Here is a 24487-nt window from a genome sequence, read left to right as displayed (position 1 = left end):
TTTCTATCTTGACAATAAGCAAAAAAAGAAAAACTGTCTGATAACCGACAAAAAACTAAGAATTGTTGTATAATAATAGAAGTATTTTTAAGGAGGGAGCAAAACGTGGATTTAAGAGTGAAAAAAACACAAAAGGCAATTTTTGAGGCATTTATTAAATTAAGTGGTGAAAAAGGGGTAGAATCTGTAACAGTGCAAGATATTTCTAAAGAAGCAATGATTAATAGGGCGACTTTTTACGCACATTACAAGGACAAGGAAGACTTATACAATCAGATTTTAGACAGTCTGGTGACCTCGTTTACTTCGGTGATTGATGAAGAAAAAGTGATTGTTAAAAATCGTTTGCAGGTGAAAAAAATAGAGTTAATTTTGTCTATTTTCTACAAAGAAGTGCGAAGTACACTTTCTTCCGCCTATGCTTTATTTGAGGGAAGTAGCCAAGAAATTTTACGACAGAAATTTGCAGCGGTGTTGCAGAAAAAGTATGAAACAATTTTCAAAGTGCTTAGAATTACAGAAAATAAAATCGAAGTACCAGTTGATTTTATTATTGAATACATGACGGGAATTTTCATTTCTACTTTGCACTGGTGGATGAAAACAGATAGTGAAATGACCCCGCAACAAATGGCACAACTTGTAGTCAAACTCATTGGTAACGGTCATTTGACGGTGTTGGGCATTGAAGTGGAAAGATGAGGAAAAATTTTCACTTGTCAAATCGCTTTCATCTGGTAAAATTGAACTAGACCAATTTGTCTGAAAAAATTTGAGGAGAGAAGAAATGAGCAAAGCACAACCCGTATATATTCGGATACATGATGAAATCAAGAAAAAAATTGAAACAGGGGAATTAAAAGTAGGCGACAAGTTGCCAAGCGAGCGAGAACTTTCCGTAGAATTTGGCGTAAGTCGCATGACGCTTAGACAAGCGATTCAAACGTTAGCTGATGAAGGAATTTTAGACAGAAGACTAGGAAGTGGCACGTATGTTTCGAGTCAGAAAGTACGTGAAAAAATGAGCGGAACAACTTCTTTTACTGAAATCATCGAAGGGCAAGGAAAAGTACCGTCAAGCAAGACGTTAACCTATTTTTTCGTCGCTCCTTCCATTAGTGAGCGTGAAAAATTGCAACTAAGTGAGGATGACAAAGTATTGCGAATGGAGCGGATTCGTTATGCAGACAATATCCCAATTTGCTATGAAGTAGCAACTATTCCTGCAAATTTGGTAGAAAATTTTTCTAAAAATGAAGTGACTCAACATTTCTACCACACGCTCGAAAAAAATGGCTACGTTATTGGAAATTCCGAACAAACAATCTCTGCCAGCCTCGCAACAGAGCGAGTAAGCGAATATCTTTCCATGAAACGCGGTCAAGCAATCCTAAAACTTCGCCAATTAACTTTTTTAGAAAACAAACAACCTTTTGAATACGTGCGTTCACAGTATGTTGGCAATCGGTTTGAGTTTTTTTTGGAGAAGTAGGGGGATAACAGAAAAACGCAGGATTATTGAAATCAAGCGTTTTTTTTTAGGTGTAATTTTATTTGGTAGATATAAAAATTCTATATAACGTAATATATTTTCTCAAAAATGATGATTTTGAAATTTAAAATCATAAAAGTAATAAAAAAATCACGATACATATAATAAAGTCAAAAAACAATTAAATCTAATGAAAACTTGAATTTTATTTAGTGTTACTATAAAATGGTAAATGAAACAACCAAAATAACCAAACCCCTGTAGCAACTTTACTTATAAGGAAATGAAAATCGTAATATTTTTAAGGCTGTCCTTAAATAAAACGTTTAGACTGTTAATGGATATTTGTTGATAAGTTTATTTTGATAAACGGTTACTGATAACGTTAACAAAAAATTTGTTTTTCCTTTGTAAAACGTTGTTGTATCGTAGGGTGAGTGTTAAATTGGCTCTTTCAAATTTTAGTTACAAAATAATGGGAGAATAGCAAAAAAATCAATCGGAGGCGAAAAAATGAAGAAAACAATCAAAAAACAGATTGCAAAAATGTTAGCGATTTTTATTGCTCTAACTGCATTGCTGTCAGGACTGGGAACTTTAAACGTACAAGCGACAACTATGCCAGCAATTTCTACACCAGATGTACAGTATAGAACACATGTTCAAAATGTAGGGTGGCAGAGTTATAGGAAGAACGGGGAGACGAGTGGGACAAGTGGTCGTAGCTTACGTCTTGAGGGAATTGACATTCGTGTGAATGGCAGGAGTGGAGGAATTGAATATCAAACACACGTACAAAATGTAGGGTGGCAAGATTGGAAGAAAAACGGTCAAATGAGTGGAACAAGCGGAAAATCACTTCGTTTAGAGGGGATAAAAATTCGCTTAACTGGAGAAATTGCAAAATACTATGATGTCTATTATCGTACACACGTTCAAAGCATTGGCTGGCAAGATTGGAAGGTTAATGGCGGAATGAGTGGAACGAGCGGGCGTAGTTTGCGTTTAGAAGCGATTCAAATAAAATTAGAACCTAAACCAGCATCCTCCTCGGCTGATCTCATTACCTATTCTACTCATATTCAAAATTATGGATGGCAACAAACGGCTGGTGAAGGAGAAGTAAGTGGTTCGTGGGGGAAATCTTTACGCCTTGAAGGAATCAAAATCAATGTTGCAGATTCTTTGAAAAGCCAAGTCGAATATACTACGCATGTGCAAAATATTGGATGGCAAAATTATGTAACCAACGGGCAAGTATCTGGAACGCAAGGGAAAGGTTTACGTCTTGAAGGAATTAAGATTCGTTGGAAAAAAGGAGCACCTGCTGCAAAAGATTATGATATTGTTTATAGTACACATATCGAAGGTATTGGTTGGCAAAATTGGGTGAAAAATGATGCGTTAAGTGGAACGACAGGGCAAGGAAAACGACTAGAGGCGATTCAAATTAAGCTAGTAAAAAGAATCGCTGTGACAGGCGTGATTGCTACCATTGATAAATCAATTCTACACACTGGAGAAGTTGCTCAAGTAACAACAAAAGTGATACCGCTTGAAGCAACGAATAAAGCGGTCACTTACTCATCTGATAACACAAAAGTAGCGATAATTGATGGAAATGGAAAAGTAACTGCAAAAGGTGTTGGAGATGCTATTATAACTGTGAAAACAGTCGATGGCGGGAAAACAGCAAGTCTAAGAGTTACAGTGAAACCTGTTTCTGTAACTGGAGTTACAGTAAAAATAGACAAGTCCAGAATAAGAGTAGGAGAAGTAGCTCAATTAACTCCAACGGTACTCCCAAACAATGCAACAAATAAAGCTGTAACCTATTCGTCTAGTAATACAAATGTTGCCGTAGTTGATAGCAAAGGAAAAGTAACGCCAAAATCTGCAGGAGAAGTTAATTTGACTGTGAAAACGGCAGATGGAGGAAAAACTGCAGTTGTGAAATTGACTGTTGCAGCGTATCGTACGTACAATGAATCTGTTAGTGAATTGTATAATAAGCACAAGATTATTTTTAAGGCTGACGATGCTTCGAAAGTGAATCCAAATCTTTTAAGTAATAATGTAGATGCAGTGAATAAATTTTATAGTGAAAATCCACAATTTAAAAAATTAGATGTTACGAAATTGGATGAGGTAAGAGTAACGAAACTTCCTTATGGTGTAGCTGGACAAGTTACTACACAATATTATGTTAGTAATCATAAAATTGTTTCAATGAAAATGGAATTGAGTTCTGATTACTACAATACTGCGGTTGGTAATGAGGGAGATGAATGGGAATTTGGTATCAATCATGTGTTCGTTCACGAATATGGTCATGTAAATCAACGTCTAATGGAAGACAAAATTCGTCAAGGTGGAGTCGACTTTAGAATGTTGAAACAGGTTTTAAATAATAAAGCAAATGCTAAAATTACAGATGCAAAAAGTATGGTTGATTGGTGGAGTAAAAACATCAATTTGATTGCTCAAAATATTACTCCATATGGAGCTAACCTTAGTTATGGTACGGACTCTAATGGATCAATCAAAGAGGCATACCCAACAGAACCTTTTGCAGAATTATTTGCGGAGAGTTTTACTCAAAATAATCCAAGAGTTTGGTCAAAAGAATTTAAGCGCCTGCTGACAGCTTACATGACAGAAATTTCTCGTTCAAACAACTTGGAAAGAGAAGAAAATCCTGCAGATGATGAAATCGTGACTGAAGTATGGCAAATTAAAGAATAAAAAAATAGCTATTCTACCATTATTTAAAGAAAAACTCGAAAAAATCAATTTATGAATTTACAAAGAAGGGTACCTCTAAAAACTCCGTTTGAGTCAAAACTAGCAATTTTGGGTAAGTATGAGTTTTTAGAGGTGCCCAGATAGAATTAGGGAAGAAAACCGTGAATAAACCCAAAAAAACAGCACCCAAAAAGTGCTGTTTTTCATCATCAAATTATTTCTTAGTAGACGAGCTAGAAGAGCTTGTGCCAGTAAATTGGTCTAAGACTGTCTTGAATGCGTCGTCTTCGATTTTTACGTTTGCTGCTTTTAATTCATCACCGATAACTTTTGTCGTGAATGTTTGGTCAGCAAGTTTAGTATCTTCGGCAATTTTCTTCACTTCTTTTTCGTATTTCGTCATATCATTGCCTTTGTCAACGTTTTTCTCCATTTTCACAATGTAGTATTGTGTTTGGTAAGTAGATGGATTTGTGACATTGATAACATCAGATACTTGACCGTCTTTCAGTTTGAAAGCTGCTGTTTTTACTTCGTCTGGAACAGTTGTAGAAGAAGAATCGAATTTGATTTTTCCACCGTCTGCTTTAGTTGTTTCATCAGAAGATTTTTCTTTTGCAAGTTTTGCAAAGTCAGCACCAGCTTTTTTCGCTTCTTCACCAACAGTTTTTGCTTCATCTTCGCTTGCAAGTACAATGATAGATGCTTGAACTTCAGGGTGGAATGCTTCCCACGCTTTTTTCAAATCATCTTTTGAAAGTTTGATATGAGCTTTCAATCCAGCATTTAATGCAAGGTCGCTCTTAATTCTTTCTTTATAGCTTGCTTCTGTAAGACCATTTTGTTGAAGTGTTGTTTTAAAACTGTCTCCATATTGCTTTTTCGTTTCATCAAACTTCTTGTCAATTTCAGACTGTTTAACATCTTTACCATATTTGTTTGTAAACACATCATAGATAATCATGCTACGCACAAGTTCTTGGTTGGTTGAATTTGTTTTTGCTTTATCGTAGAAATCCTCCACGGTAATGCTGCTACCTTTCATTGTTGCGATGTTTTTTGAACCACCACAAGCTGCTAGGGTTGTCAAAGTTAAAAGTGTTACCGCACTAAGTGCTAATTTTTTCTTCATGAAAATACGTCTTCCTTTCAGTAATCCTAATCAAAAAATTTTACATATTCTATCATACCACAAAAATAAAAAAAAGCTAAGCATATGCCAGTGATTATGAAGAATTTCAAAAAAATTAACCTTTTAAGTTTCAGATAAGCTAACTGTGCGATGGTTTTCAGAGGGAAATTTCTATACAAATGATTTTTTCCTCATATTTTTTTGATTAAAAAGTCATACCAAAGAACAAATGAAATTTTCACTTGTTTTTTGTTATAATAAAAAGTGCATAGCGAAAATTTATTAAGAGGATGGAATATATGGACGGCATTTTAGCATTGTGGAAACCACGAGGGGTGACCAGTCATGATTGTGTGTTTAAACTAAGAAAGATTTTGAAAACGAAAAAAATTGGGCATGGTGGGACACTTGACCCAGATGTTGACGGAATTTTGCCGATTTGCATTGGCAAAGGAACAAAAGTAATTGAATATATGGTAGATAGTGGAAAAGTATATGAGGGTGAAATTACCCTAGGTTTTTCGACGACAACGGAAGATAAAAGTGGCGAAGTGGTCAATAAAACACCTGTTTCACAAATGATTGCAACGGAAAAAATTGATACAGAGATGCAAAAATTTGTCGGAACGATTACGCAAATTCCTCCGATGTATTCTGCTGTAAAAGTAAATGGCAAGCGTTTGTACGAATACGCACGTGCAGGAATGGAAGTAGATCGCCCTATAAGAAAGGCGGAAATCTACTCGTTTGAACGCTTAAATGAGCCTGTTTTGAACAATGAAAATCAAACACTTGCATGGAAATTCCGTGTTCATTGTGGTAAAGGCACGTATGTACGAACTTTAGCTGTTGATTTAGGCGAAAAATTGGGATTTTCTGCACACATGAGCGATTTAACAAGAATACAAGCTGCAGGTTTGAGGCAAACGGACGCTCTGAGTCTTAGTGAAGTTGAGGAAAAAATGAACAATAACACAATAGCTGAATTTTTACAACCAATTGAAGTAGCAATCAAAGAATTTCCACGCATTGATTTGACGGAAGAATTATACAGCAAAGTGAAAAACGGAATGCCCTTATCAAAAGAAACACTCAATATCATAGAAACTGCCGATTTAGTTGCCTTATTTTACCGAGAAAAAGTGGTCAGTCTTTATCAGCCACATCCGAGTAAAGAAGGTATCTATAAACCAAGTAAAGTGCTAAGAAATCAGGAGGACGATTGATTATGAAAGAAATTTTTATTCATCATCCATACAGTCAAAGCCAAATTCCAGCAGAAGAAGTGGTGCTGGTGCTAGGATACTTTGACGGAGTGCATATTGGACACAGGGCGGTGATTGAAAAGGCAAGAGCAATCGCAGAGGAAAAAGGGTTGAAACTTGCTCTTATGACATTTAATCATCATCCTTCGATTGTTTTTAACAAATTGAGTTTTGAAACAATGAAGCCACTTGCAACTCCTGTGAAAAAGGGAGAAATTATGAAAGAACTGGGTGTTGAAATCTACTATGTTGTTGATTTCACAAGCCAGTTTGCTCGTCTTTCGCCACAGGAATTTGTTGACCAATATATTGTCGGACTTCATGCAGTGGAAGTGGTCACAGGATTTGACTATACTTTTGGAAAAGCAGATGTAGCAAGCGTGGAACATTTTCCGAAATACGCAAAAAATCGCTTTAACGTGACAGTGGTAGCGGAATATGTCGAGGACGGTGAAAAGGTCAGTTCGACTCTCATTCGTTCTTTGTTGGACAAAGGAGAAATTGAGCAAGCCAATCATCTGCTTGGGCGAACGTATGAAACGACTGGTATCGTTGTGCATGGCGAGGCACGAGGTCGCACGCTTGGATTTCCAACGGCAAACATCGACATTTCACGTGACGTTCGCCTGCCAAGAGTTGGGGTGTATGTTAATCGAGTGAAAGTTAATGGGAAATGGTATCGTGGCATGGCATCTATCGGCTATAACGATACATTTGGCGACAACCTTTCCCTCACTCTTGAAGTGTATATTTTAGATTTTGACGAGGACATTTACGGCGAAGAAATAACTGTTGAATGGATTCACTATATTCGTGACATGGTGAAATTTAACGGCATTGAAGAATTAATTGCCCAACTAGAAAGTGACAAACGTTTTACTTTAGAGTTTGATATGAAGGACGAAAAATTAGGCTGAGTATTTTCGAGGCTGCTGAAAAATTACGTGTTTTTAGAAAAGTACAGATTGAAAACCGCATGGTTGAGCGATTTGTGCATTTGATTTTCTCTAAAAACGAATTTTTCAGCAACCTCGTATTTTTTGTATAAAACAGAGCAAAAAAATTAACATATTAGTCTTGACTAATATAAAAACCAGCAGTATCATATAAGCGTAAACTAATATGATAAGAAGGTAGCAAAATGAACGTCTTAACAGATAAAAAGCGGTTGAAATTAATTCATGGATTATCCAATCAAACAAGACTTTCCATCCTTGAAGCGTTAAAAGAGGAGGAGAAAAATGTATCGGATATTTTGGGTATTGTCGGTGGAACGCAGTCGAATTTGTCGCAACATCTCGCTTGTTTAAAGGAATGTGGCATTATCAAAAGTAGACAGGACGGGAAATATGCTTACTATTCTTTGAGCAATCACGAGTTGGTGCATTTGTTAAATGTGCTAGATAAAACGGTGTTAGAAATGCACTGGCAAGATGATGAACAAGTTGCTTGTGTGAAAAATGTAGATTAATAATTTTTTAAGGTAAAAAAGTAACAAAATATAAATGCAATTGTAAGGACATAAAAATTCCTTACAATCGCTAGATTTAGGAGGAGACATCATGTTCAAAAATCTTCATTCATCAACTGCGGAGTGTCAAGACCACTGTGGTGCAGACACTCACAATCACAATGAAGGAAAATGTCATTGTGATACTTGTAAAAAAGTAGAGCAACAAGCTACTTGCAAAGACGACTGCTGTTGTGGCGAAAAATCTTCTTCGGAGGAAGGGGGGAATTCGGACGATGAGCCTGCCTCGAGTGGAAAAAAAATCGTCTACAATGTAAGTGGTATGGATTGCGGAAGTTGTGCCATGACCATTCAAAAAGGAGTCGCGAGTTTGCCAGAAGTGAAACAAGTAAATGTGAACTTTTCAACAGGTAAATTAGTGGTCTATGCAGAAAATCTTAACGCACTCAAACAAGAAATTCCCAAAAAAGTCAAACAACTCGGATATTCAGCAGTTTTGGAAAATGAAAAAGTAGAAAGCTCAGGAAAAGAGTGGCAAATTACGTTGATTTCTACTGTATTTTTCCTCCTTGCACACGGTTTGCGATTGACAACAGATGTTCATTTGCTAACCAATGCGTTATTTGTAATAGTAATGCTCATAAGTGGCTGGAAAACGCTGAAAAGTGCCTTTTATTCGCTCAAAACTTTTTCACTTGATATGAATGTTTTAATGTCAACTGCTTGTATCGGTGCGATTTTGTTAAACGAATGGAGCGAGGGTGCGACGATTTTGTACTTGTTTTATATCGGGACATTTTTACAAGGAAAAGCAATTCACCGTACGAGAAATACAATTCAACAACTGATGAATTTGTCGCCAGATACCGCACTTGTGCAAAAAAATGGTGCGTGGCAAGAGATGCCACTAGATGAAATTCCAATCAATAGTCGCTTGCTCGTGCGAGTAGGAGATAGAATTTCACTAGACGGGAAAATCGTTCTCGGAAGTTCCAGTATTAATCAAGCAGCGATAACAGGGGAATCTGTACCGATTGTCAAAAATGCGGGCGACAAAGTATTCGCCGGTTCTCTCAATGAGTCGGCACCGATTGAAATGATTGTCGAAAAAACGCAAAGTGAAAGCACAATTGCAAAAATTATCCAAATGGTCGAGGAGGCAGAAGAACGCAAGGCTCCGAGCGAAACATTTATTGAAAAGTTTGCAAGCATTTATACTCCTGTCGTCTTTGTTTTGGCGATTTTGACGATTGTGACTCCGCCACTGTTGCTCAATGCTTCGTGGCATGAGTGGGTATTTAAAGGCTTGGAGCTTTTAATCGTTGCTTGCCCTTGTGCTTTGGTGATTTCTACACCCGTTTCTGTCGTGGCAGCTCTTGGAAATGCGGCAAAAAATGGTGTTTTGGTCAAAGGAGGAAGTTTTTTAGAAAAAGCAAGCAAGGTAAATACTGTGGCTTTTGACAAAACAGGCACGATTACGCATGGAAAACCGAGCGTTCACCAATTTTCTGTGGTAAGTGGAGCAGACGTGCAAGAAATTTTGAGCATTGCTCTTTCTATTGAGGCACTTTCTACTCACCCAATTGCTCAAAGTATCGTGCGTTACGCCAAGGAAAAAGAGGCGAAAGAACTTTTCGTTGCTGAGCAAAAAGCTCTTGTAGGTCGTGGACTTCTTGGAAAAATAGAAGGTGAAGAATATTTTATTGGCAATCATCAACTTTTTGTTGAAAAAGGAATCAAAGTGCCACCCGAGATTGTCGAAAGGGAAAATAGAGGAAGTACAGTTGTTATCATAGGTGACACGTCTACTATTTTAGGCTTTTTTGAAATAAAAGACACGATTCGTTCTTCTAGCGTTGCAACGATTCAAGCATTGAAAAATCAAGAAATTAAGGATTTGTATTTGTTGACAGGTGACAATGAAAATGTGGCGAAAATTTTAGGTGAACAAGCTCAAATTCCCAATGTTGTTGCCAATATGTTGCCAGAAAATAAAGCAGAGGTCATTGAGGAATTGGATCGTGCTGGAAAGACGGTGGCAATGGTTGGTGACGGGATCAACGATGCTCCAGCATTAGCTCTTGCAGATGTCGGTATTGCAATGGGTGGAGTCGGAACAGATGTTGCCATGGATGTCGCAGATATTGTGCTAATGAGTGATAATATTGAAAAACTCCCTTTTATTTTTACGCTAAGCAAACGCATGGTACGAATTATCAAGCAAAATATCTTTTTCTCATTAAGTATTAAACTCGTCGTACTAGCATTCATTTTCACTGGAATGCTCCCAATGTGGCTTGCGGTAATGAGTGATACAGGTATGTCAATAGTGGTAACTTTGAATGCTTTGAGATTGGTGAGGGGTAGAAAATAGCAAGTAAAAAAAGGTATCCATTTTTGATAGGGTATCTTTTTTTATTTTTTTAATAGAAAACACCCAACCTCTCTTTTTTTTGCTGACATTTTTCCAACTGTACGATAAAATACAAGTATATAGTTGTAAAAAAGTAAAAAAATTGGAGACAGAAAAATGAATAAAGATTTAAAAGATAAAAAAACATTTCTCAAAACAAAAAAAGGAAAAATCGTGGTAGGGTGTGTGGCTGTTGCGTTAGTTGGCGGAGCAATCGCAATGAAAGCTCAAACGGATTATGCACAGACAGAAAAAGCAAAGACAACTTTAAAACAAGAAATCAAAGAAACAAAAACTCTTTTGAGCAAAGCGAGAGCATTGCTTGACGAGAAACAGTAGTTTTTAAAGAAAGACTTGAAAAAAGAGGAAATTGACAAGGTCAAAGAGGAATTGAAAACAAATGAAAAGGAAGTAAAAGCCTTTGACGATCAAAAATATAAAGAGTTGTTTAGTGAGTTTTCGTCTACGGACAAAGAAGTGTCAACTTTTGTCGAAAAAGTAGAGAAAATGTTCCAAACACAAACGGAAGTGAATGATTTGTTCACGGTGAAAGTGCTGAACGGTAGCGAAGTCGGAAAAGAAATCATTTTGAAAAAAGATGTGAAAAACGAGTCAATTGTTTCATTGGAGAAACAGCTTGTAACGAAAGAAAAAGATACGGCGTTTAAAGCAAAAGTGCGTGATGTGCTCATTCAGGCACGTGGGCAATTTACTGATATAGAAAACGCAAGGAAAGCAACCACCGAAAGCGAAAAAGACAAAGGAAGCCGAGATAAAAACAAAAAGGCTTTAGAGTTAGTAGGCAAGATAAAAAATACAGATGTAAAAAAAGAGCTAGAGGGCAAGCTCAATCCAATAAAGGCAGAGTTGGATAAAAAAGATAAAGAAGCGGAAGAAAAACGGAAGGCAGAGGAGAAGAAGAAAGCAGAGTCAGAGGGAGTAAAGGTAGCAACGAACAGCGAGGATGCGTTGGCGGAAGCGAACAGTAGTGGTCAACCAGTATATGACAGTGGAAGTGGCACATACGTCCAACCGACCTATCCAAGTAGTAATAGTAGTGGAGGAGGGACAACCAACACAGGCGGAGGTAGTACAGCAAGCAGTGGAGGAGGAAGTACGGCAAGTACTCCAAGCACTCCAAGTACGCCAGCACCGAGTCAACCAACTCCCCCACCAAGTCAGCCAGCACCGCCAGCGAACCAAGTGAAGCATTACCTATATATAACAGATAGTAATGACGTAGAAACATTCAAAGGTGTATTCGATACTAGGGAAGCGGCAGAGAACGCTGGAAAAGCTGCTATAGCTGCTATGGGTGGAAATGGTGGTTATCGAGTTGTAAGTATCTAATACCAACTTAATTTAAATATTTTCAAATAAAAGTAGAGAAGGAATCTAATCCATATATCTCTACTTTTTTTGAATTTACAACACTTCCAAATGAACGCGCTATATTATATGAGACTGATAATATAAAAGTCAAAATATATAAGTGAAAGGAAGAAATTCATTCATGAAAAACTTCAATAGGAAATTGCGTTCATTGTTCATGCTAGTGATTATCCTCTTTGGGCAGACTGGTAATTTATCTGTTTTAGCACAGGTACCAGAAGTCTCAAGTGATGTGGAAGTTACCACTACCACACCACTTGAGGAAAATTCAGAGGTAAAAGAGAAGCAAGAACAGGAAGAACCGCAGAAAACAGTACAAGAGGATACAAAGCAAGAAGAGCCAATACAGGAGGCGAAGTATCCAAGTTTAGCGGAATTGGAACAGGATAAGAACAACTCCCCGCCAAGTCAAGCACCAAGTGTGACCCCAGGGGAATATTTTGAGAAAGGTTATAAACCTCCAAAATTTGAGTATGTCAAAGGACAAGACGGACAGTATTATCCAAAAATGGTCGTAAACCCAAGGTTACGTTTAGGTACATCTTCGGATGAAGTGTGGCTAATGATGAGCGACAGTATGGAAACATTTGGGTGGAGTTCAGTACCCGTAAGTGGGTCAAATTGGATATACGAAACGAATGCACCTATCATGATACGAGACCAAAGTTACAGTGGACCAGGTACACCGTCAGGTTCAAATTGGATATATGGATTTTGTATCCAACCCACTGTGCCAATTTATACTGGAGACAAATGGACGACAGTGACAGCGGACGAGCAAACAGTTAGAAGTGCGATACGTGGGAATATGAAAGTACTGTGGGCATCAGCATTATTCAACGACTGGTGGTTAGAAACACATACGAATTTAGATTTCACACCACAGTTTGTGGCTAACTATGTTATCTGGGATTACTTAGGGGTTTATAATGTAGACCGAGTTATCCAAGGGAACGGTCAGATGGCAGGAATTGATACCCAGAAGTTAAAAGACTACATGGCAGACTATAAGAAATATATTGATGCGTGGGGACTATTACCAATATTTGATAAAGACCCTGCTGTAGCTCAAAGTGTAGCAGTAGGTAAATCAATTACTTATAATGTAACAAATGGTGTAGACTTGAGAAATTACGCAGTTAAAACCAACGGAGCGAATGTGAATTACTCTATTAGTACAGACGGAAAGAGTATTACATTTACACCTACTTCAAATAGTTTAGATGGAACGATTACGTTTGAAAGAAAAGGTGGCTTGAGATGTACACCATTCTTATATTCAGACCCTAACAAACAAAATATGCTTTCAGCGGGATTAATTGACCCTGTTATGCGTGGGTTCAACCTCCGAGTCTTAAAAGAAGGCAAACTCCGAGTACAAAAACGCTCAACAGAAAACGGAGGCAATCACTATAACAGTAATTATAGTTTTGCAGGAGCGGAGTACAAAGTCTATACAAGCAACGCAGATGCAGTAGGACGCGGGGGTAATAATGTAGATACAGTAACTACGGATGCGAGTGGCATGAGTGGTTATACAACAGCGACTTTAGAGTATGGCAAAACGTACTATGTTATAGAGACGAAAGCACCGACAGGGTATTTGTTGTCTAATACAGTTTATACTGTGACGATAAATGATACCTAACCTTAACTTACAGAAAACAGCATTGCCATATAAAAATCAGTGTAGTATAATGATAGCGGTATCAGTTGGTTGAAAAATATTAGATTATAAAAAAGTGGGTGGTAAAAAATGTCATCTATAATAGAAAGTATTAAAAATGCAGGGGTAGTTGGAGCAGGTGGAGCAGGATTTCCAACGCATGAAAAATTGAACGCTACGGTGGAATATTTGATTATCAATGCGGCGGAATGTGAACCATTGTTAAAAACAGATCATTATGTTATGCGTAATCACGCAATAGAAATAGTGAAAGCGATTTTAACGATGAAAGAACACACGAAAGCAAAATATGCTGTCATTGCTACCAAACGTTATTATACCCAAGAAATTGAATCTTTAAATTTGGCAATAAAAGAACTTCAGGCGGACGTTACGTTGAAACTAATGGATAATTATTATCCAGCTGGCGATGAACAGCTTATGGTGTATGAAGTGACAGGTCGCATTGTTCCCCCAGCAGCAATTCCGTTGTCCGTTGGGTGTATTGTTTCAAATGTAACGACTATGTTAAATATTTACCGTGCTGTTTTTGAAAATCAACCTGTCATTACGAAACAACTCACGATTACAGGGGCGGTTAATCAACCGACATTAGTAGAAACCCCAATCGGTACGCCATTTGAAAAATTACTAGAAGTTGCAGGAGGAAGCGACTTAGAGAATTTTTTATTTATTGACGGAGGCCCTATGATGGGCAAACTATTTACGGATAAAGAATTGAGCCAAAAAGTTGTCACTAAGACAAGTTCAGGTATTATTTTGAAAGAAGATGAAGGATATTTGAGCAAGCTGAAACATCAAACACTTGACCAAATTTTCTTGGAAGCTAGCTCTGCCTGCATACAATGCTCGCTTTGTACGGAATTATGCCCACGACAAAATTTAGGGCATGAAGTATTTCCACACAAAGTCATGCGATATTTTGGAGGTGCAGCAAAATCTTATGAAATCGAAGAAAATGAGATTTTAAAAGGTGCGAAAATTTGTAGTGAGTGTGGCATTTGTGAAGTGATCGCTTGTCCAATGGGGCTTTCTCCTCGTCAAGTGAACAAATTTGTCAAATCTGTTTTAGGAAAAAATGGTGTGCGTTATCAAACAGAGAAAAAATGTTTTGCCCCTCACCCAATGCGAGAGTATCGACAAATCAATCCAAAAAATATTTTAATAAAAATGGGATTAAAAAAATACGAAAATATCTCGCTAAAACAGATGAAACACATCGAAGTCAATGAAGTATTCATTCCGCTAAAAATGCACATCGGTGCCCCGTCCGTTCCTATTGTGAAAATAGGGGATTTCGTTCATGTGGGAGATTTAATTGCAAGTATCCCAGAAAATTCTTTAGGAGCAAATATACACGCGAGTATTTCTGGAAAAGTGATGAATGTAACAAATAATGAAATTCACATTAAGAGGACAGAGAAATGAAGATTGATACATTAGGTTTTTTAGAATTAAATAGCATATCAAAAGGAATTGAAACAGTGGATCAGATGTTGAAAATTGCAGAGATTGAGCTTATTTATGCGAAAGCAAGTTGCCCGGGGAAGTATTATATTCTTGTTGCTGGCGACACTTCCTCTGTTGAACGCTCTATCCAATATGGTGTAGAAATTGGAGAATCGCACATCGTTGGCAATCTCGTCATTCCTCGCATTTCAGAAGAAGTAATCAAAGGAATCAATCGAACAGATATTCCTGAGAGCGTGAATGCGGTAGGGGTAATGGAATATTATTCTTGTTCAGGTTCGATTCTTGCAGCAGATGTAGCAGTGAAATCTGCGAACGTGTCAATTGTCGCTCTACGTTTAGCCACGGGAATTGCTGGAAAATCCTATGTTGTAGTAACAGGAGACACAGAAGCCTGCAATACCGCAATCGAAGCAGGAGTCCATTCAACGAAAGATGTGGCATTGCTTATTAATAAAGTGGTCATTTCCAATCCTCGTAAGGAGGTTTTTGAGAGTTTGGTTTATTAGTCAATAACCGAGAAATCCATTCACACAATGAATTTCTCGGTTTTTTAGTATTCAGCAGATTTTGTTTCCCCCTACCTGCTACTCGGATTTAAAAGCTGGATAATAATCTGTTCCAAAAGTTGCAATTCTTCCTTTTCATAGTGAAATTGCCAATAAAATGAGTCGAGTTCAGGAAATTCTTCGGAAAAGTTTCCCAATGTGTGAATGACGTAATCATAATCTTTCTCAGGATTGAACCAATCGATTTCGATATTTGGATACTTGACAAGTGTCGAGATGATGTTTCGGATATTCGGGTTGTTTGGCTCAATGGAAAGAGCGATTCTTACCTTTTTTTGTACATATTGTTTTGGTGAATTGACAATCATTCTTGTCAACATACGACTTAAAAACGGCAATGATAAGTCATTCAAATAATCTTTTAAATGCATTTTATAAGGAGTCAAAGCCTGCGTAATTTTCTTTTGAAGTTCCTTAAATTCAGCATTATCTTCCTTATAGAAAAGCGAGTTTGACGGAAAAGGTGAGGACGTGATGTACTGCACAAGTGCGATATACAAAATAAGATTGTTCACTCTCGTTTGGTCCATATCTTTTGTCAAAATTCTTTCTTTGATTAAAATTTTATTCAAAAGTGTAGCTGTTTTATGAATCACATGACTTTCTTCAAGGTTTAAATATTGGAAGAAATTATCATTGATCACATAACGTTTCAAGCGTATTGACTGAATGAGTGCGTACACTTTTAAAAAGAGTGTTTCACGTTTCAACTGTTCTTCGGTGAAAACTTTTCTGCTTTCAATCAAATGAATATCAGAATAGTAAGTAAGCAAATGCTCCAAATTTTCAGGAGGCGTGTATTCATGACCGTGTAACACACGTTTTTCGATAATTCTAAGCCAGTAATTGCACTGAGTATTAAAAATATAATTTTCCTTTAACGCACAAGTTTCATAAGCGTTAGAGAGAATTTTTTCGTCTTTTGTGAAAATGTCCTTTCCATTGCAAATAAGCCAGAGCAAGTCGAAGAAAAACGTCCGAACGGCAAATTCTTTTCCATTGATTTGAAAAGGAGTGTAGGAAATTGTCACCCCATGAAATTTTGCAAACGCATTGAGGTTTTTTGTTTTGTTGTGCAAAGTTGTTTTAGAAATCCCTTGAGCGTCCAAAAATTCCTCAACGGTTGCATATTCTTCATTTAGGAGTGCGAGCAATACTTGGAAAGGAATTGTTTTTTGTGCGAAAAACGTGCGGTAGCTATCGACTTCTGGAAAATCTTTTAGAAACTCAATCAAGCCATTTTTAATGACAAATCCTTTCGTCCATTCGTCCATTTCCGTTAGTTGATGTTGGATTTTCACAAGATAGCGAGAAACTTGACCATAGGAGAGGAAAAGCGACTCTGAAAGTGCCTTGATAGAAACGGTCTGTTTTGTTTTCAATTTAGAAAGTTCAATATAGACTTCTAATAGTAATAGTTCGCTATCGGAAAAAAATAAAGAATTGATATTCATAATCCTAACCCCTTTTAAAATTAATCTAGCATTATTAATAAACTTCTACATTAAGAATAAAGCCATAGAAGAAAAAAGTCATACAATATGCTCAAAGGTTTGAAAAAATTATACATAATTCCGTAAAATAGAAAATAATTTCCAAAAACTAAATTTCATTATTTCATTCTCGTTTTTGTAAAATAGGTAGTATAAATGTTTTCTTCGGTAAAAAAATGATTTATATTATACTCAAGCAGAACGACAAGAGCTCATCGTTCTGTTCCGAGAATATTAATTTAGAATAAAAAGAGGTATCAATTGTGAAAGCATCAAAAATTATTAATAAAGTTATGGCAACGTCAACTGTTGCACTTACAATGTTGCAATTATCTACTCCACTTATCACAGTGGCAGCAAACGAAACAGTTGTAGCAAATACACCTGTTCAGACAAAAGCAAAACAACAACAAAAAGCACCTTATCGTAACGTAATGTATTATGGAGATTGGTCAGTCTGGGGAGGACAAGGAAATCAATATCCAAAAGATTTACCAGCAGGAGATTACACACACTTAAACTTCTCATTCTTAGATTTTGACTCAAATGGTGAATTGAAATTGACAGATGCAGGAGCTGCATTTGATAATCCAGTGGGAAGTGGCAATCAGTGGGAAGATCCACTTGCAGGTTGTATTCCAGCGTTGGCGGCAATTCGCTCACAACATCCAAATATGCGTTTAGGTGTTTCACTTGGTGGTTGGAGTAAGTCTGGAGACTTCTCAGAAGTATCTGCAAATCCTACAAAACGTGCTAACTTTGTTAAAAATGTCATGAAGTTTATCAAATTGACAGATATGGATTTCGTTGATATTGACTGGGAATACCCAACAAATGTTCGTCAAGGTGATTTAGTTGACAACAAAAACGACGAAGGAACACCAAATGCGAAGCCTGAAGATTACGATAACTACATTAAATTAATGCAAGCATTGCGTGACGGTTTAGACAAACAAGGGGTAGAAATTGGCAAAACTTACGAATTGTCAACAGCACTTCCGGGTTCAGTTGCCATGATGGATAAAGGAATTGATGTTTCTCGTTTGTTCAAGATTATTGATTTCGGAAATGTGATGAGTTATGACTTGACAGGTGCGTTTGACGAATATACAGGTCACCATACAGGACTTTATGCAAATCCAAATGCGAAAAATGACCATTCAGTAGATACAATGGTGAAATATTTGGAAAGCAAAAATGTTCAAATGGACAAAGTGGTTATCGGTGCAGCATTCTATACACGTGGTTGGGATAGCGTAGAAAAAGGAAACGACCCAAGTCAACCTGGTTTGTTCCAAAAAGCAAGTGCAACAAACAAAGATGGTGATGACAGCCCTTCACGTGGTGCGGAAAATGATGTACCAGCAGCTGCTGGAGACGGTGGACGTAAAGGTGGCGTATGGTCATTCCGTAACCTTGACTTATTAAAACGCAATATTCCTGACTTGAAAGAATACTGGGATGATGTGGCGAAAGCTCCATATATGTATTCAGAAAGCACAAAGGATTTCTATACATTTGAAAATGTTCGTTCGATTACTGAAAAAGCAAACTATGTAAAAGCTCATGGTCTTGGTGGAATGATTTCTTGGATGGCTTCTCAAGATAACGACGAAGACAATGACGGTGTGCGTAGTGAATTGACAGATGCAATCGCAAAAGGTTTATATGGAAACAATTTCACATTGCCAAGCCAAAAAGAAGACTATGAATTGAAATTGAATGTTTCAGCAAAAGTGGAACTTGCAGGAACAGATTCTGGTAAAAAAGGTTTCCAAATTTCTGTAACGAACAACCAACAAGCAGAAACTTCATCAAGTGATGCGTTGAAATATGCTGACCGTTATTTTGGTGCAGTGAAAAAACCTCATTTTGTTATTAAAATGAAAGACGGTTCTACTTTGAACAAGGGAGATTACAAAGCTGGAACTGTTACAACAAATGGCGACAAGACAATTGTTGACCTTTCTACACAATATGATGGACGTTACATCAAACAAGGAGAAACAAAACAATTCAAACTTACTCGTGCAGACGGCAAAGATGCTCAATTGAACGAAATTGAATCGATTGAATTGGTACAATACTATAATGACAAAATTGTAGTAGGTAGCCAAATGATTTACGGAAGTCAATCAACGGTTGATGCGGCTCCAGTATTCTCTGGCGTGCAAAACGAAACGATTACTGTTGGCGACAACTTCAACGCTTTGTCAGGAGTAAAAGCAACAGATAAAGAAGACGGCGATATTACGTCAAAAATCAGTGTTACAGGAACAGTTGACACAACAAAATCAGGTCAATATGAATTGACATACTCTGTAACAGACAGTGCAAACAACACAACAACAGTAAAACGTGTGATTACAGTAAAAGAAAAAGTAGTAGCACCAAATGAAAAACCAGTATTCACAGGCGTGAGCAACAAAACAATTACTGTTGGCGATAACTTCAATGCTTTGTCAGGAGTAAAAGCAACAGATAAAGAAGACGGCGATATTACTTCAAAAATCAGTGTTACAGGAACAGTTGACACAACAAAATCAGGTCAATATGAATTGACATACTCTGTAACAGACAGTGCGAACAACACAACAACAGTCAAACGTGTGATTACAGTAAAAGAAAAAGTAGTAGCACCAAATGAAAAACCAGTATTCACAGGCATGAGCAACAAAACAATTACTGTTGGCGATAACTTCAACGCTTTGTCAGGAGTAAAAGCAACAGATAAAGAAGACGGCGATATTACGTCAAAAATCAGCGTTACAGGAACAGTTGACACAACAAAATCAGGTCAATATGAATTGACATACTCTGTAACAGACAGTGCGAAAAACACAACAACAGCCAAACGTGTGATTACAGTAAAAGAAAAAGTCGTTTCAACAGGGGATGCTGCAGATGAAATGGTGAACCCAAGTAAACAAGTAATGGTTGGTTACTGGCATAACTGGGCGTCTAAAAATGACGGCTACCAACGTGGTACAGCAGTTGCACTTGATTTAGATGAAATTGATGAAAACTACAATGTCGTAGATGTTTCATTCATGAAAGCATCAGGCAACTCACACATTCCAACATTCAAGCCGTACAACAAAACAGATGAAGAGTTTCGTAAAGAAGTTGGCGAATTGAATGCCAAAGGAACTTCAGTATTGCTTGCTTTAGGTGGTGCGGACGCTCATATTGAACTTCGCCAAAGTGATAAAGCTGCATTTGTTAAAGAAATCATCAACCAAGTGGACAAATACGGATTTGACGGATTGGATATTGACTTGGAACAATCAGCAATTACAGCAGCGGAAAACCAAACAGTTCTTCCGGAAGTATTGAGAGAAGTAAAAGACCATTACGCTAGAGAAGGGAAAAACTTCTTGATTACAATGGCACCTGAATTTCCATACTTGAAAGCAAATGGTTCGTATGCGAAATACATTAAAGGATTAGAAGGTTATTACGATTGGATTAACCCACAATACTACAACCAAGGTGGCGACGGTGTATCTGGAGAAAATGGTGTATGGTTGGCACAAAACAACGATGCGAAAAAAGCTGATTTCTTGTACGCATTAAGTTCAGCATTGATTAACGGAACAGACGGTTTTGCTGGATATGTGCAAATTCCTGCCGATAAATTGGTTATTGGTTTGCCGTCAAATCCAGATGCTGCAGGAAGTGGTTATGTTAAAGAAGCAAAAGACGTGAAAAACGCAATGGCTCGTTTGACAAAAGACAACCACCAAATCAAAGGTTTGATGACTTGGTCTGTTAACTGGGATGCAGGATGTGACGCAAATGGAAAAAACTACAACTGGGAATTTGTGAATCGTTACAAAGATTTGATTGACTATGGTCAAGGTGGAAGTGGTAGCGTAGTAGTAGATACAAAACCAATTCTCTCAGGTGTAATGGACGCAACAATTACAGTTGGCGACAAATTTAACGCTCTTGCAGGAATTACAGCAAGCGATAAAGAAGACGGCGATTTGACAGCGAAAATCAAAGTGACAGGTACAGTTGACACAACAAAAGCTGGAAAATATGAATTGACTTACTCTGTAACAGATAGTGGAAACAACACGACAACAGCAAAACGTGTGGTAACGGTGAAAGAGAAAGAACAACCAACATTACCGGGAGTTCCTCCGATTACATGGCCAACAATCCCTGTAACACCAGAATTACCAAACCCAATATTACCAGTAGTGCCTCCAATGCCACTACCAACATCACCAGTAACACCAGAAAAACCAGCTCCAACAGATAACGAGTGGAGTGCAAGCAAAGTGTACCAAACTGGCGACAAAGTAACGTATAAAGGAAAAGAATATGTTGCAAAATGGTGGACTCAAGGTGATGAACCAAACGATTACGGAACAGGTCCATGGGAATTAGCCGTTAAAGAACAAGACAATGAATGGTTAGCAGAAAAAATCTATGTCAAAGGCGACACTGTAACCTTCAAAGGACAAAAATACGAAGCACAATGGTGGACAAAAGGTGACGAACCAGGAAAAACATCAGTTTGGGCTAAAAAATAATTTTGACACAAAAGCGAAGAGGGGCGTTTTGAAGTCTGCAACAGCGAACACTGTCGTTCATTTACTAGAAACGTAAGTTTCTAGCGACATTGTGAGCAGTTGCCAGACTTCAGCCCCTCGTAGCTAGACAAAGAAAAGCAGAGAGGGGCGTTTAGGAGTTTGTCGCAGTGAGCCACAGCATTTATTTACTGGAAACGCAGTTTCCAGTGCTGTTGCGAACAGCGACCGAACTCCTGCCCCACGTAGCTAGACACAGAAAAGCGAGCGGGGCGATTAGGAGTTTGTCGCAGTGAGCCACAGCATTTACTTGCTGGAAACGCAGTTTCCAGTGCTGTTGCGAACAGCGACCGAACTCCTGCCCCACGTAGCTAGACACAGAAAAGCGAGCGGGGCGATTAGGAGTTTGTCGCAGTGAGCCACAGCATTTACTTGCTGGAAACGCAGTTTCCAGTGCTGTTGCGAACAGTTGCCACCCTCCTGCCCCTCGCAGCTAGACAAAGAAAAGAAAAGGGGAGACTTCTCTTTCTCTAGTGTGGTTGTAAGTTGAAATATTATAGAAAAAAACTAGGGCAACTGCTCTAGTTTTTTTTGTAAGGGTGGATTTATGAAGGATTGTTTTTTAGAGGTAGCAATGTAGAAAATCTTGAGATGCTATTTTCATTGAGAAGTTAAGACGAAAGAAAATCAAAAATTTTTAAGACAAAAATCATTGCAACCAATCGAAAAAAAAGTTATACTAGAAAAAATAAAATATTTAGAGGTTCCCTTTTCCTTTAAGAATAGTCCAGAGAGGCTAAGAAGGAGTGAGCATCATGTTTATGGTGTTATCTTGATGTAGACATTCACTTCTGGCTCTGGTAGTCAGGAGTTTTTTTGTTAAGGGTACCTTTAAAAACTCCGTTTAAGCCAAATTAGCAATTTTGGGTAAGCGTGAGTTTTTAGAGGTACCCTTAAATAATGAGAGGAGTAGCTATGTTACAAGAGAAGATGACGATTGTTTCACAAAAAAGTCTTGCACCAAGGATTTTTGAGATGAAATTGCAAGGTGATTTGGTTCAAGAGATGAACAAGGCTGGGCAGTTTATTCACATCAAAGTACCAAGTGAGGACAAAGTTTTGCGTCGCCCGATTAGTTTGGCAAAAATTGATAAGAAAACAAACTCTTGCACGATTATTTATCGTGTAGAAGGGGGAGGAACTGCGATTTTTTCAAAAATGAAAGCAGGGGACACCTTAGATGTGTTAGGGCCTCTTGGCAATGGTTTTGATACAAGTGTTGTTGAGAGTGGTCAAACGGCTCTTGTGATTGGTGGAGGAATTGGTACGCCACCAATGTATGAATTGTCTAGGCAATTAAAAGAAAAAGGTGTGCAAGTTATTCATTTGATTGGTTTTGCTAGTCGTGATGTTATGTTTTACCAAGACAAATTCCTTTCTTTAGGGGAAACGCATTTTTCAACAGATGACGGAAGTTTTGGTTTACATGGTCATGTTGGGCTGTTGATTGATGATTTGTTGGCAAAAGGAATAAAACCGGATGCGGTTTATGCTTGTGGGGCGAATGGTTTGCTCAAAGCAGTTGATGAAAAATTTGCTCAGCACCCGAATGCCTATATCTCCATGGAGGCGAGAATGGCTTGTGGTATGGGGGCTTGCTATGCTTGTGTTGTTCACGTTGTGGGTGATGAAACAGGGGCAAGTAGTTTGAAAGTGTGCGATCAAGGACCTGTTTTTGAAACTGGAAGGGTGGTTGTATAATGAGTGAAAATCGTTTGAAAATATCTATTCCGGGATTGGAGTTGAAAAATCCAATCATTCCAGCAAGTGGTTGTTTTGGGTTTGGACAAGAGTATGCAAAATATTATGATTTAAATAAACTAGGCTCGATTATGATAAAAGCTACGACTGCTCAAGCTCGTTATGGTAACCCCACACCTCGTGTAGCGGAAACGCCAAGTGGTATGCTCAACGCAATCGGTTTGCAAAATCCGGGGATTGATGTAGTCATGAGTGAAAAATTGCCGTGGCTAAAGGAAAATTATCCAGAGTTGCCGATCATTGCTAATGTCGCAGGAAGTTGCGAGGAGGATTATGTCGAAGTTTGTGAAAGAATTTCAACAGTAGAAAATGTTAAGGCAATTGAATTGAATATTTCGTGTCCGAACGTAAAACACGGCGGACAAGCATTTGGAACAGACCCCAATGTAGCATATAGTTTAACAAAATCTTGTATGGCTGTTTCAAAAGTGCCTGTTTACGTGAAACTTTCGCCGAATGTAACAGATATTGTTGAAATTGCTCAAGCAGTTGAAAATGGCGGTGCTACTGGTTTTACAATGATTAATACACTTATGGGTGTGCGGTTTGATTTGAAAACGAGAAAACCAATTTTAGCCAATGTTACAGGAGGCTTGAGTGGTCCAGCGATAAAGCCTGTGGCATTGAAAATGGTTCACCAAGTGGCACAAGTAAGTCATTTGCCGATTATCGCCATGGGGGGCATAAGTAGTGCAGAAGATGTGCTGGAATTTTACATGGCAGGTGCAAGTGCCGTAGGAGTAGGCACTGCCAATTTCACTGACCCGTATATTTGCCCGAAAATCATCGAAGAATTACCTGAGAAAATGGATTTTTATGGGATTACAAGTTTGGAAGAATTGCGTCGAGAGGTAGCAAAAGACTTGAGAGGTTCAAGTTTTCTGTGAAATGAAGATAGAAGAATAATCAATGAATTTGTATGAAAGAAAAAATAAAAGCGTAATGGTGCGTTTTGAAGTCTGCAACAGTGAACCACAGCATTTACTTGCTGGAAAC

At 37.9% G+C, this 24487-nt stretch carries 18 protein-coding genes and 1 pseudogene; 17 read left to right on the top strand and 2 right to left on the bottom strand.

Annotation, left to right across the window (positions count from 1 at the left end; translation table 11 throughout):
* Window positions 1-105 precede the first annotated feature (105 nt).
* The 3 genes from B5D30_RS02895 to B5D30_RS02885 all read left to right on the top strand — a co-directional run bounded on the left by B5D30_RS02895 (window position 106) and on the right by B5D30_RS02885 (window position 4237).
* Entirely contained in the window at window positions 106-702 is a 597-nt protein-coding gene (locus B5D30_RS02895; protein WP_234984609.1) for a TetR/AcrR family transcriptional regulator, read from the top strand.
* A gap of 85 nt (window positions 703-787) precedes the next feature.
* Window positions 788-1492 carry a GntR family transcriptional regulator gene (locus B5D30_RS02890; RefSeq protein WP_078806540.1) on the top strand — a complete coding sequence of 235 codons (705 nt, stop codon included), beginning with the start codon at window positions 788-790 and terminating at the stop codon, window positions 1490-1492.
* A gap of 513 nt (window positions 1493-2005) precedes the next feature.
* Window positions 2006-4237: an Ig-like domain-containing protein gene (locus B5D30_RS02885; protein WP_078806539.1), complete on the top strand. Its 2232-nt coding sequence runs from the start codon at window positions 2006-2008 to the stop codon at window positions 4235-4237.
* 214 nt (window positions 4238-4451) lie between these two features.
* On the opposite strand, the gene B5D30_RS02880 is transcribed toward B5D30_RS02885, so the two are convergent.
* On the bottom strand, window positions 4452-5369 hold the full coding sequence (locus tag B5D30_RS02880; protein WP_078806538.1) for a peptidylprolyl isomerase: 918 nt from the start codon (window positions 5367-5369) through the stop codon (window positions 4452-4454).
* A gap of 299 nt (window positions 5370-5668) precedes the next feature.
* Between B5D30_RS02880 and truB the strand changes: the two genes are divergently transcribed.
* The 9 genes from truB (at window position 5669) to B5D30_RS02835 (ending at window position 15576) form a co-directional block, all read left to right on the top strand.
* Window positions 5669-6595 (top strand): tRNA pseudouridine(55) synthase TruB, encoded by a 927-nt coding sequence (truB, locus tag B5D30_RS02875; RefSeq protein WP_078806537.1) that lies wholly within the window; start codon window positions 5669-5671, stop codon window positions 6593-6595.
* A 2-nt stretch (window positions 6596-6597) separates the two neighbouring features.
* A complete protein-coding gene (ribF, locus tag B5D30_RS02870) occupies window positions 6598-7551 on the top strand; it encodes a riboflavin biosynthesis protein RibF (protein WP_078806536.1) in 954 nt (317 codons plus the stop codon).
* A 224-nt stretch (window positions 7552-7775) separates the two neighbouring features.
* Window positions 7776-8105: an ArsR/SmtB family transcription factor gene (locus tag B5D30_RS02865; protein WP_078806535.1), complete on the top strand. Its 330-nt coding sequence runs from the start codon at window positions 7776-7778 to the stop codon at window positions 8103-8105.
* A 91-nt stretch (window positions 8106-8196) separates the two neighbouring features.
* Window positions 8197-10479, top strand: coding sequence for a heavy metal translocating P-type ATPase (locus B5D30_RS02860; RefSeq protein WP_078806534.1), 2283 nt, complete (start codon window positions 8197-8199; stop codon window positions 10477-10479).
* A 156-nt stretch (window positions 10480-10635) separates the two neighbouring features.
* Entirely contained in the window at window positions 10636-10857 is a 222-nt protein-coding gene (locus B5D30_RS02855; protein WP_078806533.1) for a hypothetical protein, read from the top strand.
* 15 nt (window positions 10858-10872) lie between these two features.
* Window positions 10873-11868, top strand: coding sequence for a hypothetical protein (locus B5D30_RS02850; RefSeq protein ID WP_078806532.1), 996 nt, complete (start codon window positions 10873-10875; stop codon window positions 11866-11868).
* Window positions 11869-12031: 163 nt separating this feature from the next.
* Window positions 12032-13558, top strand: coding sequence for a prealbumin-like fold domain-containing protein (locus B5D30_RS02845; RefSeq protein ID WP_078806531.1), 1527 nt, complete (start codon window positions 12032-12034; stop codon window positions 13556-13558).
* Between the two features lie 108 nt (window positions 13559-13666).
* A complete protein-coding gene (locus B5D30_RS02840; protein ID WP_078806530.1) occupies window positions 13667-15025 on the top strand; it encodes a 4Fe-4S dicluster domain-containing protein in 1359 nt (452 codons plus the stop codon).
* Window positions 15022-15576: a BMC domain-containing protein gene (locus B5D30_RS02835; RefSeq protein ID WP_078806529.1), complete on the top strand. Its 555-nt coding sequence runs from the start codon at window positions 15022-15024 to the stop codon at window positions 15574-15576. The genes B5D30_RS02840 and B5D30_RS02835 overlap by 4 nt, the downstream gene beginning before the upstream one ends.
* Window positions 15577-15647: 71 nt before the next feature.
* On the opposite strand, the gene B5D30_RS02830 is transcribed toward B5D30_RS02835, so the two are convergent.
* Window positions 15648-17090 (bottom strand): helix-turn-helix domain-containing protein, encoded by a 1443-nt coding sequence (locus B5D30_RS02830; protein ID WP_078806528.1) that lies wholly within the window; start codon window positions 17088-17090, stop codon window positions 15648-15650.
* Window positions 17091-17392: 302 nt separating this feature from the next.
* Here B5D30_RS02830 and B5D30_RS13955 point away from each other — a divergent pair.
* The 5 genes and pseudogenes from B5D30_RS13955 to B5D30_RS02815 all read left to right on the top strand — a co-directional run.
* Window positions 17393-21607 (top strand): annotated as a pseudogene (locus B5D30_RS13955) (glycosyl hydrolase family 18 protein); the annotation flags it as partial.
* A 233-nt stretch (window positions 21608-21840) separates the two neighbouring features.
* Window positions 21841-21966, top strand: a complete 126-nt coding sequence (locus tag B5D30_RS14235; protein WP_268802093.1) for a hypothetical protein — start codon at window positions 21841-21843, stop codon at window positions 21964-21966.
* Entirely contained in the window at window positions 21963-22088 is a 126-nt protein-coding gene (locus tag B5D30_RS14230; protein WP_268802093.1) for a hypothetical protein, read from the top strand. The genes B5D30_RS14235 and B5D30_RS14230 overlap by 4 nt, the downstream gene beginning before the upstream one ends.
* Window positions 22089-22645: 557 nt before the next feature.
* On the top strand, window positions 22646-23431 hold the full coding sequence (locus B5D30_RS02820) for a dihydroorotate dehydrogenase electron transfer subunit (RefSeq protein WP_078806526.1): 786 nt from the start codon (window positions 22646-22648) through the stop codon (window positions 23429-23431).
* Window positions 23431-24378 carry a dihydroorotate dehydrogenase gene (locus tag B5D30_RS02815; protein ID WP_078806525.1) on the top strand — a complete coding sequence of 316 codons (948 nt, stop codon included), beginning with the start codon at window positions 23431-23433 and terminating at the stop codon, window positions 24376-24378. The genes B5D30_RS02820 and B5D30_RS02815 overlap by 1 nt, the downstream gene beginning before the upstream one ends.
* Window positions 24379-24487: the final 109 nt, after the last annotated feature.

It is taken from the genome of Pilibacter termitis (assembly GCF_900167335.1).
GTDB lineage: Bacteria > Bacillota > Bacilli > Lactobacillales > Streptococcaceae > Pilibacter > Pilibacter termitis.
This window is presented reverse-complemented; position numbering and strand designations above follow the sequence as displayed.